The following is a 16,630-nucleotide window of genomic DNA, read 5'->3' on the forward strand; positions in this document are numbered from 1 at the left end:
TCCGATTGAACCGGGACGATTTGTTCCATGGGCGATAAAAGCCAGGAAAAATCAAAGGATAAGAAGGCGCCGCTTGCGGGGCTTGCCGGCGCTGCGCCCTCCCCGCAAATTGCCGAGCAGAAGAAGGACGTCCGGGCGCTCACCCGCGGTGATGATCCGGGCGGAGGCGGCGGCGGCGGAGAACTGATGGTCGGCGCGGCCACCGATGCCGCCGAAAAGGAAGCTGACGCCCTGGCCGAGAAGGCCGTCGCGACGCCGGATCTAGACAAGGAAGCCGCCGGGGTAGAGCCCGCCGAAGCGCCGGCCCCCGAACAGGACAAGGACACCGCGTCAGCCCAAGTTGTGGAGCTGAGCAGCTATGCCGACGAGCGAAGGCCGGGACGCGGACCGCCTGAGACCCACAGCGGCCTTGATCCGCCGGCATATGCAGCGCAACCGGCTCCCGGTCCTCAGCCTGTCACCGGGACCGATGAAATTATCCGCCGGACGGCCGATCCCGACAGTCAGCCGGACACCGACACGCTGTCCAGCGTTCCGGCACTCGACCCCGGCTTGGCCGAGGTCAGCGTTTCCGCTCAGGAAGAAACCGATTTCGAGGAAACACTGGATGGTGACTGGTCGACGATGGAGTCTGCCGGCAACATCATGATGACACGCGACAGGGCGCCTGGTGCGGCCTTCCTGGCGTCGAGGAGTCTTTCCGGACGGATAAGAACCGCATCCGGCGGAGCCCGTCTGCCGGACCAGCAGCGCCGGCATCTGGAACGGGTGTTCAACAGCCGGCTCGATCACGTGCGCATCCATGTTGCGCCCGACCTGGTGCGAAGCATCGGCGCACGGGCCTTTGCGCGGCAGAACAACATCTGGCTGCGAAGTGCCTCCGACATGCACGACCGCAGATTGATGGCGCATGAGACCGTTCATGTCCTTCAACAGACACCGGCGCGCGGGCCACCGATGAGGGCGAACCACCAGGTCCATTCACGCGCGCCACCTTCCAGGCAAGCGCATGCACGCGCTCCGCCCGGGCGCAATCGTGATCGCACAAGTCACCGTTCTTCCCGGAACGAAGTTTCGCGCCGCAGCCGCGCCTCACACCCGTCCGCCCACCTCCGCAAGCCTCTCCCCCTCAGCCCGATACCAGCGCTAACGGTCGTTGAGACCGGCACCGACCGGATCGTGCGCCGGTTCACCCAGGGCGAGCCCGAACCCGAACAGGATACCGGCATGCTCGCGCGCGGTGCCGAGCGGCTCGCCGACAATCTCGACAGTTACCAGGTGCTCAAGGTCATCGTCGGGCGAAAGCTCTTCACCGGCGAAACCATCACCCGCAATGCGACCAATTTTCTCGGCGCCTTCATGCGCTTTGTCGGCGCTGAAGAGACCTTTGAACAGATGCAGCAATCGGGGACCATCGAGAACGGGTTCCGCTACATATCCGACCGCTTCACCGAATATGACCTGACCTGGGATCGGGTCAACCGCGTCTTCCAGCGTGCCTATGACGATTTCGACTGGTGGAGCCCGATCGAGAGTTTCACCGCAATCTTCGGCCCATTCTTCAAGGATGTGCTGAGCTTTGCGGCCGATGTTCTCAAGAAAATCGCCGAAATGGTGGCCGAGGCCTTTGTCATCGGCTTTGGCCCGCGCGGCCGCGCAGTGTGGGAAAAGATCGTTTCGATCGGCGAATCCATCTCGCTGGTCATCGCCGATCCGGGTGGCTTTGCCCTCAACCTGATCCGCGCAGTGGTGCAGGGCATCCAGGGTTTCGCGTCGCGGATCTGGACACATATCAAGAAGGGGTTCCTGTCCTGGATCCTCGGGCCCTTTGCCGCGATGGGCATAACGCTGCCCGAGACGCTTGATCTGCGCGGCATCATGAGCATCATCCTGCAGGTTCTCGGCCTGACCTATCCCCAGTTGCGCCCGCGCATTGTCAAGAAGCTCAATCCCTATGGCGAGATCAAGGTCGCGGTTGTCGAGAAGATGATCGAGGTCGTGCAGCTCATCCGTGACGAGGGCGTCGCCGGCGTCTGGCGCAAGCTGATCGAATATGCCGGAAACCTGCAACAGGCGGCAATCGAATCGATCAAGGGATGGGCCATCCAGGCAATCGTCACGGCGGGCATCCGCATGCTCGCCAACTGGACCAACCCGGCCGGCGCCATCATCGAAATCCTGTTCGGCATCTACAATCTGATTATGTTCTTCATCGAGCGGTTCGAGCAGATACTCGATTTCGCCAATTCGGTGTTTGAATCGATCGCCAACATTGCCCGCGGCCAGCTCAACCAGGCGGCCGACTATATCGAAAACGCGATGGCGCAGACGATTCCGATCATTATCTCCTTCCTGGTCCGGCTGCTCGGCCTGCCCGATATCGGCGGCGCGGTGCGGCGGTTCATCACCGCCATCCAGGAAAAGGTGCATGCCGCCTTCGACAAGATGCTGGACTGGATCCTGAACAAGGTGAAGAAGCTTTTCGCCAGGCTCGTCTCCCGCTTCAAGACCCAGAAGGGACCGCCGGAGGACACAATCACGCTTCAGGGAGAGCCGCACAAGATGGCACTGGAGCAGGCGGGCAGCGCCCGCAAGCTGATGATCCGCTCCGAAGCCACCGAGATGACCTCAGACTATCTGCAGGCCCAGACCGCCCGGATGGGCAGCATCTGCGAGGAGCCGCTGACGACCGAACTCAAACCCAATCTGGAAGCCGCCGGAACCGAGCTGCAGAAACTGGAGCGCGACGAGGCAGCGCTTGCGAGAAAGCCCGAACCCAATCGCGACACGCCCACGGAGGCCGAGCGGCGCGACCGGCAATTGGCGACGATCAAGACCAGGCTGGAGGCCGGGACCAACCAGGAGATCCTGACCGATCAGGAAACCGACACCGGTACCGAGGTCAACCCCGATCAACTAGGCACCGAGGAGGAAGTCACCGCAGACACCATTCCCGAACACCAGAAGGACCAGGTCAAGAATGATTTCGACAAGCCGGTGTTCCGCTTTGTGCTGCTCAACGAGAATGTCGATGGCGAGGGTTTCTCCGGACCCTGGAGCGAAGCCAAGGGCAAACGCGACGAGATCAAGGCCAGCTTCAACAATGGTGATGACGACAAGTCGGCAGGTGCCAAATATCTCATCGAGCTGGACCACAATCCGGAGCACCAGATTCTCTGGCGGCTTGCCTTTCTCGAACTTGATCCGGCCCCGCCGGAGCGCGTCGACAACCCCGACACGGCGGTGGAGACCGAGCCCAAGCGGAAGTTCCCGGGTCTTGCGGCGCAGTACAACAAGGACCCAAGCGCGCCCAGCGGATATGAGCGCGACTGGGGCCCCGGCGCCATGGCCATGGCCACCCGCCGCGAGGTCAACACCAGCGAGATCAATTTCCAGGCCGAGAGCGTCAAGGCGCTCGAGGCGGTCGCAGAATACAAGGACACCCGCAACCGCTATGTACATGACCCGGCCAAGCCACTGCCGGATTTCAAGGGTCTGGTGCTGTCCAAGGCCGGCGAGCACAAGAATGCGCTGATCGCAAATTACAAGAAATTCTATGATGCCAAGGACACGGACCAGCCGACATTCGATGCAATTCAGCGGAATGGACAGGGCATCATCAATGCCACCGCCGCCTATTTTGACGGCGCGACCGAGCCGGGATGGTCTTCGGCTGGTTCCGGGTCTGCGAACCTGTCCGGCATCGGGCTGAGAGCCGATCCGGTGGAGGCCGAGCTGCAATATGGAAAATACGCGGATGCGCTGGGCAAGAAGAAGGAAAAGGAGTTCGGAAATGTGCTCGAAACCCACCACATGATCGAGCAAAGCGTCCTGCGCAAATTACGGGAGAAAAGCGCCGAACCGCTCAATGTCGGCCAGATCATGAAAGGCGGCACCGAGGGACTTGGCGGCTGGGCGCCATCGGGACAGACAGCCTATGACGTACTGGCCGAGACCGTGGCGGACAAAACCACCGCTGAGGGCGGCCCCATCAACCAGGCAACTGAAAAAGGCGTGCTGTCCAGGATGCCGACGATAAATGTCAGCGGCGCCTTCGACAAGACACGCGACATCACCGCGGACGGATTCTCCGTCAATGTCATGCGTCAGGTCAACCAGTTGGCCAGAAGCAGCAGCGCCGATCAGCCACTGGAGACCATCACCACGCGCCAGAATGAAATTTTCGATCAGGCGAACCTGCGTGCCCAGAACGCGATCCGCCAGGCCTATGGCGAACTGCCTGACGAGGGCATCACCAAGCAGAACCTGACCGAAAGCCGCGCCAGGGCCAAGAAGCTGTTCACCGATGCGGTCTCCGGCAACAGCGACATGCAGCAGCGCGACGCCGTGAGGCAAGCCATTCATGATGCGGCTTCCACCGCCCACGCCACTTTCAGGCGGCTCCAGACCGATTCGATGAACATGATCACCCCGACCGAGGAAAGCGCACCGGTCTATGATGACTACACCGATGAACGCGGCCAGATCCACAGCCCGCGGCGTGTTCTGGCAGACCTGCGCCAGCGCGATGCAGCCCTTTCGGATGCCGCCTTGTTCCAGCAGGAAAACGAGAAGATCTGGCTCGTCTGAGGCTGCCGCCTCAAACCGGGTCGGGGCAAGACCGGCGACAGCGCCCTCCATGCCAGCGGATGCGCAGGCATTCGGTAACGCCTTGAATTGATGAATGGACGCTACCGGTCATGCGTGACCGTTTCGGGCGGCGGGACGCGGGATGGGCGCATCCTGTCCGGGCCGGGTTCCCGCTGACCTGACAAGGTTTTGCCCCGCCCATCCAACCAGTGAAGCAGCAGCTCCGGATATCGTTTTTTGGCGTTTACCTGCCAAAATCGTCGATCTAATGGATTTAATCGTGAGTTATTGACAATATTCGGCTCACTGCGTACTGAGGATCACCCGCGCCGGTTCCGGCTGTGCGCCTGCCCGAACCCGATGGGGAATCCGATGATATCCAAGTCCGCACGTGCCGATCTCCCCTCGCCGGCGCCACGCAGCTCCGACCCGGCGACACTGGCTGCGGAAATCATCGAGCGTCTGACCTATTCGATCGGCAAGGACGCCAAGGTCGCCCAGCCGCATGACTGGATGACGGCCACGATCCTGGTCATCCGTGACCGGGTCATCGACCGCTGGATGGAATCGACCCGCAAGACCTATGAGACCGGCGGCAAGCGGGTCTATTATCTCTCACTGGAATTCCTGATCGGCCGCCTGACCCGCGATGCGGTCTCCAATCTCGGCATGCTCGAAGAAGTCCGCCAAGCGCTGGAATCGCTCGGGGTGGATTTCGATGTGGTCGCAGCGCTTGAGCCGGATGCGGCGCTGGGCAATGGCGGTCTCGGCCGGCTGGCCGCCTGCTTCATGGAATCCATGGCGACCGTCGATGTTCCGGCCTATGGCTACGGCATCCGCTATGTCCACGGCTTGTTCCGGCAGCAGATGAGCGACGGCTGGCAGGTGGAACTGCCCGAGACCTGGCTTTCCCACGGCAATCCCTGGGAATTCCAGCGCAGCGAAAGCGCCTATGAAATCGGCTTTGGCGGCACGGTCGACATTCGCGAATCCGACACCGGCGAGACCCAGCGCTGCAGCTGGAAACCGCAGGAACGCATGATCGCGGTTGCCTATGACACGCCGGTGGTCGGCTGGCGCGCCAACCGCGTCAACACGCTCCGGCTCTGGACCGCGCAGCCGATCGACCCGATCCTGCTCGACGCCTTCAATGCCGGCGACCATATCGGCGCGCTGCGCGAGAGCAACAAGGCCGAAGCGCTGACCCAGGTGCTCTATCCGGCCGACGAAACCCCGGCCGGCCAGGAACTGCGCCTGCGCCAGGAATACTTCTTCTCCTCCGCCTCGCTGCAGGACATCCTGCGCCGCCATCTGCAGCAATATGGCGACCTCACATCACTGCCCGACAAGGTGGCGATCCAGCTCAACGACACCCATCCGGCGGTTTCCGTGGCCGAACTGATGCGGCTGCTGATCGATGTCCATGGCATGGAATTCGAACCGGCCTGGGACATCACCCGCGAGACCTTCAGCTACACCAACCACACGCTTCTGCCCGAAGCCACTGGAAAGCTGGCCGGTGCCGCTGTTCGAGCGGCTGCTGCCCCGCCACATGCAACTGGTCTACGCGATCAATGCCAAGGTGCTGGTCCATGCCCGCAAGGAACGCGGCTATGACGATGATCAGGCGCGCTCGGTCTCGCTCATCGACGAGGGTGGCGAACGCCGCGTGCGCATGGGCAATCTGGCCTTTGTCGGCTCGCATTCCATCAACGGGGTTTCGGCGTTGCACACCGATCTGATGAAACAGACGGTGTTCTCCGATCTTCACGGGCTTTACCCGGACCGGATCAACAACAAGACCAACGGCATCACCCCGCGCCGCTGGCTGATGCAGTGCAATCCGGGCCTGTTCTCGCTGATCCGGGACGCCATCGGTGATGACTTCATGGATGATGCGGAAGCCCTCAAGGCGCTGGAGCCTTTCGCGTCGGACGCCGAATTCCGCGCCCGTTTCGCCGCGGTCAAGCGCGACAACAAGACCCGCCTGGCCAATCTGGTGGCCCGCCGCATGGGCATCAAGATCGATCCCTCGGCGATGTTCGATATCCAGATCAAGCGCATCCACGAATACAAGCGGCAATTGCTCAACATCATCGAGGCCATCGCTCTCTACGACCAGATCCGCTCTCACCCCGAACGCGACTGGACCCCACGGGTGAAGATCTTCGCCGGCAAGGCGGCGCCGAGCTATCACAATGCCAAGCTGATCATCAAGCTGGCCAATGATGTGGCGCGGGTGATCAATCATGATCCGGCCGTCCGCGGCCTGCTCAAGATCGTCTTCATCCCCAATTACAACGTCTCCCTGGCCGAAGTGATCGTGCCGGCCGCCGATCTCTCCGAACAGATCTCGACCGCCGGCATGGAAGCCTCGGGCACCGGCAACATGAAATTCGCGCTCAACGGCGCGCTCACCATCGGCACGCTCGACGGCGCCAATGTCGAAATTCAGCAATGCGTCGGCGAAGACAACATTGTCATTTTCGGACTGACCGCAGCCGAAGTTGCCGATCGTCGCGCCTCCGGCCACGATCCGCGGGCCATCATCGAGGCCTCGAGCGAGTTGTCGCAGGCCCTCACCGCGATATCGTCCGGCGTTTTCAGTCCCGACGACCGCAACCGTTTCACCGGACTGACCGACGGGCTCTATGAGCATGACTGGTTCATGGTCACCGCCGATTTCGATGCCTATGCCGAAGCTCAACGGCGGGTTGACAGTTTATGGCTTGACGAAGAGGCATGGTATGGCCGTACTATCCTCAATACCGCGCGTGTCGGCTGGTTCTCCTCGGACCGGACAATACGTCAGTATGCAAAGGAAATCTGGAAAGCCGGCCCATGACCCCAAAGGGAACCGTGCACGACACCGACAGGAACAGCTTTCACCTGCCGGCGGACGAAGCAGAAGCGATTGCTTCCGGAACGCATGGAAACCCTTTTTCTGTTCTCGGCGTGCAGCAATTCGGTGACGGCTTTGTCGCGCGGGTGTTTGCACCCGGCGCCGACGACATTGCGGCAGTCACGCTGGACGGAACCCCCGTCGGTCAACTGGAACCAGGCGCAGCCACGGGCCTGTTTGAAGGTCCCATCACCATTACAGCCCGCCAACCTCTGCGCTACACCGCAGCCAATTCAACCGGCAGCTGGGACATCGAAGACCCCTACAGCTATGGTCCCGTGCTTGGCCCGATGGACGACTACTTCATCGCCGAAGGTTCGCATTTGCGGTTGTTCGACAAGCTCGGCGCGCATCTGATCCATCATGAAGGCGCTGACGGTGTGCATTTTGCCGTCTGGGCGCCCAATGCACAGCGGGTTTCGGTCGTCGGCGATTTCAACGACTGGGACGGCCGCCGCCATGTGATGCGCCGCCGCGCCGGGATCGGTGTCTGGGAAATCTTCGTTCCCGGCATCAAGCCGGGCGCTGCCTACAAATATGAAATCCTCGGCCCCGGCGGCGAGAGATTACCGCTCAAGGCCGACCCCTTTGCCCGCCGCGCCGAGATGCGTCCCGCCACGGCTTCGATCGTTGAGCCCGATCTCGACCATGACTGGAAAGACAGCGCCCACCGCGCCCACTGGAGCAAGGTCGACGCCCGCCGTCAGCCGATGTCGATCTACGAGGTGCATCCCGGATCCTGGCGCCGGCACGTCGACGGGTCGTTCATGTCCTGGGACGAACTGGCCGCCGAACTGATCCCCTATTGCGTCGAAATGGGCTTTACCCATATCGAATTCCTGCCAATTGCCGAACATCCCTATGATCCGTCCTGGGGCTACCAGACCACCGGTCTTTATGCGCCGTCGGCCCGCTTCGGCGAACCCGAGGGCTTTGCCCGCTTTGTCGATGGCGCCCATATGGTCGGCATCGGCGTTCTGCTCGACTGGGTGCCGGCGCATTTCCCCGTCGACGCCCATGGTCTGGCCCGTTTCGATGGCACGGCCCTTTATGAACATGCCGATCCGCGCCAAGGTTTCCATCCCGACTGGAACACCGCCATCTACAATTTCGGCCGGCGCGAGGTTTCGTCCTTCCTCCTCAACAACGCCCTGTTCTGGGCCGAAACCTATCATGTCGACGGATTGCGCGTCGACGCGGTCGCCTCGATGCTTTATCTCGACTATTCCCGCAAGGAAGGCGAGTGGGTCCCCAACAAGGATGGCGGCCGCGAAAACCTCGATGCAGTCGAGTTTCTAAGACAGATGAACAAGGCGGTCTATGGCAGCCACCCCGGCATTGTCACCATTGCCGAGGAATCGACGTCCTGGCCCAAGGTCTCGGCGCCGGTGCATGAGGGCGGGCTCGGCTTTGGCTTCAAATGGAACATGGGTTTCATGCATGACACGCTGTCCTATTTCCAGCGTGACCCGGTGCACCGCCAGTTCCACCATGACGAGCTGACCTTCGGCCTGGTCTATGCCTTTTCGGAAAATTTCGTGCTGCCGATCTCCCATGACGAGGTGGTGCACGGCAAAGGCTCCATGCTGACCAAGATGCCCGGCGACGAATGGCAGAAATTTGCCAACCTGAGAGCCTATTATGGCTTCATGTGGGGCTATCCGGGCAAGAAGTTGTTGTTCATGGGGCAGGAATTCGCCCAGCGTGGCGAATGGAGCGAGGCTCGGCAACTGGACTGGGATCATCTTGATGACCTGCGCCATCACGGCATGCAATGCCTGGTGCGCGATCTCAACCGGCTCCACGCCAGGACCCCCGCCCTGCATGGCCGCGATTGCGAGCCCGAGGGCTTCGAGTGGCTCATCGCCGATGACAAGGCCAATTCGGTATTTGCCTGGGTCCGCAAGTCACCGGGCGAAAAACCGGTTGTCATCATCTCGAATCTGACGCCCACTGTGCGGACCGGATACCGCATTGCCATGCCGCAGGACGGGGTCTGGCGCGAAATTTTCAACTCGGACGCCACCGTCTATGGTGGATCCGGCAAGGGCAATCTCGGTGAAGTTGTCACCCGTCTCGAGGACGGGCGCGCGATCTCGGAACTGACATTGCCGCCACTGGCGACATTGATGTTCACCACCGGCTGACCTGGCCGGGAAGGACACGAAAGGGAGGAAGAATGGAGAACAAGAGGGTCCAGCCTTTGGCGCGCGACGCCATGGCCTATGTTCTGGCCGGCGGCCGTGGCAGCCGTCTGAAGGAACTCACCGACCGCCGGGCCAAGCCTGCGGTTTTCTTCGGCGGCAAGTCGCGGATCATCGACTTCGCCCTGTCCAATGCCCTCAACTCCGGCATCCGCCGCATCGGGGTCGCCACCCAGTACAAGGCCCACTCGCTGATCCGCCACATGCAGCGCGGCTGGAACTTCCTGCGCCCCGAGCGCAATGAAAGCTTCGATATCCTGCCCGCCAGCCAGCGCGTGTCGGAAACCCAATGGTATGACGGCACCGCCGATGCGGTGTTCCAGAACATCGACATCATCGAGAGCTATGCCCCCAAATACATGGTTATTCTGGCCGGCGACCACATCTACAAGATGGACTATGAATTGATGCTGCAGCAGCACGTCAATTCCGGCGCCGATGTCACAGTCGGCTGCCTTGAAGTCCCGCGCATGGAAGCCGTCGGCTTCGGCGTCATGCATGTCAACGACAAGGACGAGATCATCGCCTTTGTCGAAAAGCCTGCCGATCCCCCGGCCATGCCCGACAAGCCGGATATGGCGCTCGCCTCGATGGGCATTTATGTCTTCAACACCGATTTCCTGATGGATGAGCTGCGGCGCGATGCCACCAATCCCGATTCCAGCCGTGACTTCGGCAAGGACATCATCCCCTACATCGTCGAAAACGGCAAAGCCGTGGCGCACCGGTTTGCCGAATCCTGCGTCCGCGAAACGCCGGAGAAGGAAGCCTATTGGCGCGACGTGGGCACGATCGATGCCTATTGGCAGGCCAATATCGACCTGACCGACATCCTGCCGGAACTCGACCTCTATGACCGGTCATGGCCGATCTGGACCTATGCCGAGATCCGGCCACCGGCAAAATTCGTCCACAATGAGGAAGGCCGCCGCGGCATGGCGCTGTCTTCGCTGGTCTCCGGCGACTGCATCATCTCGGGTTCGGAACTGCATCGCTCGCTGATTTTCACCGGCGTTCTGTGCCGCTCCTATTCGAAACTCAACGAGGCGGTGGTGCTGCCCGAATGCGTCATCGGCAGACATGCCAGCCTTTCCAAGGTGGTGCTTGATCGCGGCGTGAAAATTCCCGCCGGACTGGTCGTGGGCGAGGACCCTGAACTGGACGCCAGCCGTTTTCAGCGATCGGAATCGGGGATCTGCCTGATCACCCAGGACATGCTTGACCGAGCGGGATTGATTTACGAATGAAGGTTCTCTCCGTCGCATCCGAAGTCTATCCGCTGATCAAGACCGGCGGGCTTGCCGACGTCGCGGGCGCCCTGCCCGCGGCGCTGGGTGCCCATGGCGTGGACATGCGGGTGCTGCTTCCCGGCTACAAGCAGGTGCTGGCCAAGCTCAAGAAACCCTCGGCCGTGCTCGAATTCGCCGATCTGTTCGGCTCCAGCGCCACGGTGCTTGCGTCGAAGATCGACGGCGTGCAGTTTCTCGTTCTGGACTCACCCGATCTCTATGATCGCGACGGCGGGCCTTACACCGGTGCGACCGGCGCCGATCACCCCGACAACTGGCGCCGTTTCGCGGCACTCTCCCGCGCCGCGGCAATCATCGCGGAAGACGGGCTGGGCGGCTGGATTCCCGACATTGTCCATGCCCATGACTGGCAGGCAGGCCTGGTTCCCGTCTACATGAAGCAAGGCAAGGCCGCGGCCACGCCAACGGTCATGACGATCCACAACATCGCCTTTCAGGGCCAGTTCGGTCCCGACATCTTCCCGCAGCTCGAGCTGCCGCAATCGGTGTTTTCCGTCGATGGGCTTGAATATTACGGGGATGTGAGCTTCCTCAAGGGCGGCCTGCAGATGGCCACCGCGATCACCACCGTGAGCCCGACCTATGCCCAGGAAATCCGCACCCCCGCCTTCGGCATGGGCCTTGACGGCCTGATCAATGCCCGCGCCGACGCTCTGCACGGGATCGTAAACGGGATTGATTCCCAGGTATGGGATCCGGCGATCGATCCCCTGGTTCCGTTCCATTACAGCCACTCCAAGCTCAAGAAACGTCAGTCCAACCGCGAAGCGCTGGCCGAACGCTTCGGTTTGGCGGGCACCGACGGCCCCGTGTTCACCGTGGTCAGCCGCCTGACCTGGCAAAAGGGCATCGATGTGCTCACCGAGCTGGTGGACGACATCGTCGCCATGGGTGCCAAGCTCGTGGTGCTGGGCTCCGGCGACCAGGCGCTCGAGGCAGCGCTCGAGGCCGCCACCGCCCGCCATCCTGGTCATGTCGGCGTTGTCATCGGCTATGACGAACCGCTGTCGCATCTCATGCAGGCCGGCGGCGATGTCATCCTGGTGCCGTCGCGGTTCGAGCCCTGCGGCCTCACCCAGCTCTACGGGCTGCGCTATGGCAATGTTCCGGTGGTTGCGCGCACCGGCGGACTGGCCGATACCATCATCGACGCCAACGAGGCGGCGAGTGCTGCGCGGGTGGCGACAGGTTTCCAGTTCTCGCCGGTCACGCCGGACGCCCTGCGCGAAGCCTTGCGCCGCGCGGTTCGCGCCTTTGCCGACCCGAAGGTCTGGGCGCGGCTTCAGAACCAGGGCATGAAGGCCGACGTCTCCTGGGACCGCAGTGCCCTGCGTTATGCCGATCTCTATGCCGAACTTCTCGCGAATAAAGAGTGAAACTTCATGAACCGGACTGTATCCGTCACCCCTTCCCTGATCAGAAACCCGGCACATCGGGGCTTCGCAAGAAGGTCCCCGTGTTTCAGGAACCGGGCTATACCGAAGCCTTCATCCAGTCGATCTTCGACAGCCTCGAGGGCATAGAGGGCAAGACCCTGGTGATCGGCGGCGATGGCCGCTTTTACAACCGCGAAGTCATTCAGACAGCTATCCGCATGGCCGCCGCCAATGGTTTCGGGCGCGTCCTCGTTGGCCAGGGCGGCATATTGTCGACACCGGCGGCCTCGCACCTGATCCGCAAGAACAAGGCTTTTGGCGGATTGATCCTTTCGGCAAGCCACAATCCCGGCGGTCCCACCGAGGATTTCGGCATCAAGTACAACATTTCCAATGGCGGCCCGGCACCGGAGAAGATCACCGAGGCGATGTATGCCCGCACCCAGACCATCGACCGCTACCTGATCGCCGATTTCGATGATGTCGACCTCGACCAGACTGGCGTCTTTGAAGCCGGCGGCATGGCGATCGAAGTTGTGGACCCCGTCACCGATTACGCCGAACTGATGGAAACCCTGTTCGATTTCGACGCGATCCGTGCGCTGGTATCAGGCGGCTTCATGGTTGCCTTCGACGCCATGCACGCCGTCACCGGTCCCTATGCGCGCGAGATCCTTGTGCGCCGGCTCGGCGTCGACCCCGCTCTGGTGTTCAACGCCACGCCGCTTGAGGATTTCGGCGGGCATCATCCGGATCCCAACCTGGTCCACGCCAGGATGCTCTATGATCTGATGATGGGACCGGACGCTCCGGATTTCGGCGCAGCGTCTGACGGCGACGGCGACCGCAACCTGATCATCGGCCGCAACATATTCGTCACACCATCCGACTCGCTGGCGATGTTGGCAGCCAACGCCCATCTCGCCCCGGGCTACAAGGGCGGCCTCAAGGGCATTGCCCGCTCAATGCCGACCAGCGGCGCCGCCGACCGGGTTGCCGCCAAGCTCGGCGTCGAGATGCACGAGACCCCGACCGGCTGGAAGTTTTTCGGCAATCTGCTCGACGCCGGACGCTGCACCATCTGCGGCGAGGAAAGTGCCGGCACCGGCTCCGACCATGTCCGCGAGAAGGACGGGCTATGGGCGGTGCTGCTGTGGCTCAACATCCTTGCGGTCCGGCGTCAAAGCGCGCTGGAGATCGTCCGCGATCACTGGGCCGAATATGGCCGGACCTATTATTCCCGTCATGACTATGAAGCCATCGAGACCGAGAACGCCAACCGGTTGATGGCTGCTCTCGAGGACAGTTTCGGCAGCCTTGCCGGTCGCCAGGTCGGTTCCCTGACCGTCGAAAAGGCCGACAGCTTCTCCTATCACGACCCGGTGGATGGATCAGTCAGCCGCAATCAGGGCCTGCGGATCTTTTTCGAAGGCGGGGCACGGCTGGTCTTCCGCCTGTCGGGCACCGGCACATCCGGCGCCACGCTTCGGGTCTATATGGAGCGCCACGAGCCGGACGTCTCGCGCCACGACCAGGAAACCCAGACCGCCCTGGCGCCGGTCATCGAAGCTGCCGAAACACTTGCGGGCATCCGCAAGCACACCGGGCGCGACGCTCCCACCGTCATCACCTGATGGGTGCACTCGCTGACTTGGACGTTCCGCCGAAGCCGGGCGCGGAACTGACGGCTGACGGCGTGCGTTTTTCGGTCCGGGCGCCCGCGGCAACTTCGGTTGCTGTGTGCCTGTTTGATGAGGCCGACACCGAAATCGCCCGCCACGACCTTGCAGCTTCCGACGATGCCCTCTTTTCCGGTGTCGTGCCTGGCATCAAGCCCGGAGCCCGCTATGGGTTTCGCGCCGAGGGTCCCTGGCAGCCGGAACAGGGCCATCTCTTTGACAGCTCGAAACTGCTCGTCGATCCATTTGCCATCCGGCTTGATCGCCCCTTCGCCCATGATCCCCGCCTCGGGATATTCGGCGAAGACACCAGGGCCATCGTCCCGAAGGCGATTGTCGAAACGCCGTTGCCGACGCTCAATCCGGGACGGCCGGCGGTCCGGCCGGGCGGCCTGATCTACGAGCTGCCGGTTCGCGCCTTCACGCTTCTGCATCCCGAGGTGCCCGAGCAGGACCGCGGCAAGCTGCGGGCGCTGGCGCATCCGGCGATCATCGCGCATCTGCAGTCGCTGCATGTCAGCGCGGTGGAACTGATGCCGATTGCCGCCTGGATTGACGAAAGGCACCTTCCGTCGCTGGGGTTGAGCAATGCCTGGGGCTACAATCCGGTTACCATGCTGGCGCTCGATCCGCGGCTGGCGCCCGGCGGCATCGCCGATCTCCGCTTCGCAGCCGACGCCCTGCATGCCGCCGGCATCGGCGTGATCCTTGATGTGGTCTTCAACCACACCGGGGAAAGCGACCTAGAGGGACCGACCCTGTCGCTGCGCGGGTTTGGCAATGCCGCCTACTACCGTCACGCCAGCGATGGCACGCTGATCAACGACACCGGCTGCGGCAACACCCTGGCCTGCGACCGGCCGGAAGTCCAGGAACTGGTGCTTGCCACCATGCGCCACTTCGTAACCCAAGCCGGCATTGACGGGTTCCGCTTCGACCTGGCCCCGATTCTCGGCCGCGACGCCAATGGCTTTTCGGCCGAGGCGAATATGCTGCAACTCATTGTCGATGATCCGGTGCTGCATGACAGGCTGCTGATCGCCGAGCCATGGGACATCGGACCGGGCGGCTACCAGCTTGGCAATTTCGGCCCGCCCTGGCTGGAGTGGAACGACCAGGCCCGCGATGACATCCGGCGCTACTGGCGCGGTGACGAGGGGATGACCGGCGCGCTGGCGACACGGCTGTCGGGTTCATCCGACATTTTTCACCACAACGGCGCACGCAGAACCCGCAGCGTCAATTTCATCGCCGCTCATGACGGTTTTCCGCTCGGTGATCTAGTCGCCTTCGAGACCAAGCACAACGAAGCCAATGGCGAGAACAACGGCGACGGACACAATGCCAATTACTCCTGGAACGATGGCGTGGAAGGCGACACCCGCGACCCCGCCATCCTTGCAAGCCGCGAAGCCGATGCGCAGGCGCTGATTGCCACTTTGTTTGCCACCCGCGGCACCATCCTGCTCACCGCAGGCGATGAATTCGGTCACACCCAGGGCGGCAACAACAACGCCTACGCCCAGGACAACGCCGTGACCTGGCGGGACTGGCAAGGCCTCAATCACCAGCGCCTTGCCTTCACCCGCGCCTGGGCTGCGTTCAGACAGGCCTCGACGCAATTGACGCGCACGGGCTTCCTCAAGGACCCTGACGGTTCCGACAATCCGGACCAGGTCGCCTGGCTGACCCCGGACGGGCGCATGATGACTCCGGACGAGTGGGAAGATCCGCAGACACATGCATTGATGATGGTACTGGGACTGGAGGGCAACCGAACGGCCATCCTTTTCAACCGCGCCCGGCACCCCGTGTCATTCCGGCTGCCGGACACAGCCGGCCGGTGGAACCAAGCCACGCCGGCTGCATTGGGGGAAGGAACCGTGCCTCCCCGCGCAGTCATTAGCTGGCAGGAGACAACCGGTCATGAACGGTAGTGAACCATAACGAAGCAAAGGGTGCCTTTGTCGATTTGGGAAGTGTAAAGCTATCCTCAGGGTGGTTTCGATATACAGATGCAATGCCTGCGCGATCACCCTAGATTTGAGACGAGGCCAATGACCTGACACCCCGGGAGAAATATGTGAAGCGAGTGATTTCAATTGCCGAGGTCAAGGATCTGGTCGGCACCGAAGTTGGCGTCTCCGACTGGATGAGCGTGCCGCAATCGCGCATCGACCTGTTTGCCGATGCCACCGACGACCATCAGTTCATCCATGTCGATCCGGAGCGGGCGAAGGACACGCCGTTTGGCGGCACCATCGCGCATGGCTTTCTCACGGTGTCGATGCTGTCGGCCATGCATTCCGAAGCGGTTCCAGGCCTGCGCGAAGACAATGTCGGCATCAATTACGGGTTCAACAAGATCCGCTTCATGGCCCCGGTACCTGCCGGCGGACGGATCCGTGGCCGTTTTTTTCTCAAGGAAGCCCGGATGCGCGGCCCCGGCATGCTGATGACCACCTTTGACGTGACGGTGGAAATCGACGGCGGCAAGAAACCGGCATTGACGGCTTCATGGATGACCATCATCCAGTTTGATCCCAAGGATGTGCCGGGAGCCTAGCCG

Annotated in this window: 7 protein-coding genes and 1 pseudogene; all 8 read left to right on the top strand. The window is 62.1% G+C overall.

Annotated elements, in window-relative coordinates:
- The first annotated feature begins 27 nt into the window (after nucleotides 1–27).
- The 8 genes and pseudogenes from OEG82_RS21620 (at nucleotide 28) to OEG82_RS21655 (ending at nucleotide 16,627) form a co-directional block, all read left to right on the top strand.
- Complete coding sequence (locus OEG82_RS21620; RefSeq protein WP_267614404.1) at nucleotides 28–4,590, top strand: eCIS core domain-containing protein; 4,563 nt, start codon at nucleotides 28–30, stop codon at nucleotides 4,588–4,590.
- 372 nt (nucleotides 4,591–4,962) lie between these two features.
- Nucleotides 4,963–7,435, top strand: a pseudogene (locus OEG82_RS21625) (glycogen/starch/alpha-glucan phosphorylase).
- Nucleotides 7,432–9,639, top strand: a complete 2,208-nt coding sequence (glgB, locus tag OEG82_RS21630; protein ID WP_267614405.1) for a 1,4-alpha-glucan branching protein GlgB — start codon at nucleotides 7,432–7,434, stop codon at nucleotides 9,637–9,639. Before OEG82_RS21625 ends, glgB begins: the two are co-directional and overlap by 4 nt.
- Before the next feature lie 32 nt (nucleotides 9,640–9,671).
- Nucleotides 9,672–10,943: a glucose-1-phosphate adenylyltransferase gene (glgC, locus tag OEG82_RS21635; protein WP_267614406.1), complete on the top strand. Its 1,272-nt coding sequence runs from the start codon at nucleotides 9,672–9,674 to the stop codon at nucleotides 10,941–10,943.
- Nucleotides 10,940–12,382, top strand: coding sequence for a glycogen synthase GlgA (glgA, locus tag OEG82_RS21640; RefSeq protein ID WP_267614407.1), 1,443 nt, complete (start codon nucleotides 10,940–10,942; stop codon nucleotides 12,380–12,382). The genes glgC and glgA overlap by 4 nt, the downstream gene beginning before the upstream one ends.
- 20 nt (nucleotides 12,383–12,402) lie before the next feature.
- Nucleotides 12,403–14,016, top strand: a complete 1,614-nt coding sequence (locus OEG82_RS21645) for an alpha-D-glucose phosphate-specific phosphoglucomutase (protein WP_267615039.1) — start codon at nucleotides 12,403–12,405, stop codon at nucleotides 14,014–14,016.
- 17 nt (nucleotides 14,017–14,033) lie between these two features.
- On the top strand, nucleotides 14,034–15,998 hold the full coding sequence (gene glgX / locus OEG82_RS21650; protein WP_267614408.1) for a glycogen debranching protein GlgX: 1,965 nt from the start codon (nucleotides 14,034–14,036) through the stop codon (nucleotides 15,996–15,998).
- Nucleotides 15,999–16,144: 146 nt separating this feature from the next.
- Nucleotides 16,145–16,627, top strand: a complete 483-nt coding sequence (locus tag OEG82_RS21655; RefSeq protein ID WP_267614409.1) for a MaoC family dehydratase — start codon at nucleotides 16,145–16,147, stop codon at nucleotides 16,625–16,627.
- Nucleotides 16,628–16,630 lie beyond the last annotated feature (3 nt).

Source organism: Hoeflea ulvae (assembly GCF_026619435.1).
Taxonomy (GTDB): Bacteria; Pseudomonadota; Alphaproteobacteria; order Rhizobiales; family Rhizobiaceae; genus Hoeflea; species Hoeflea ulvae.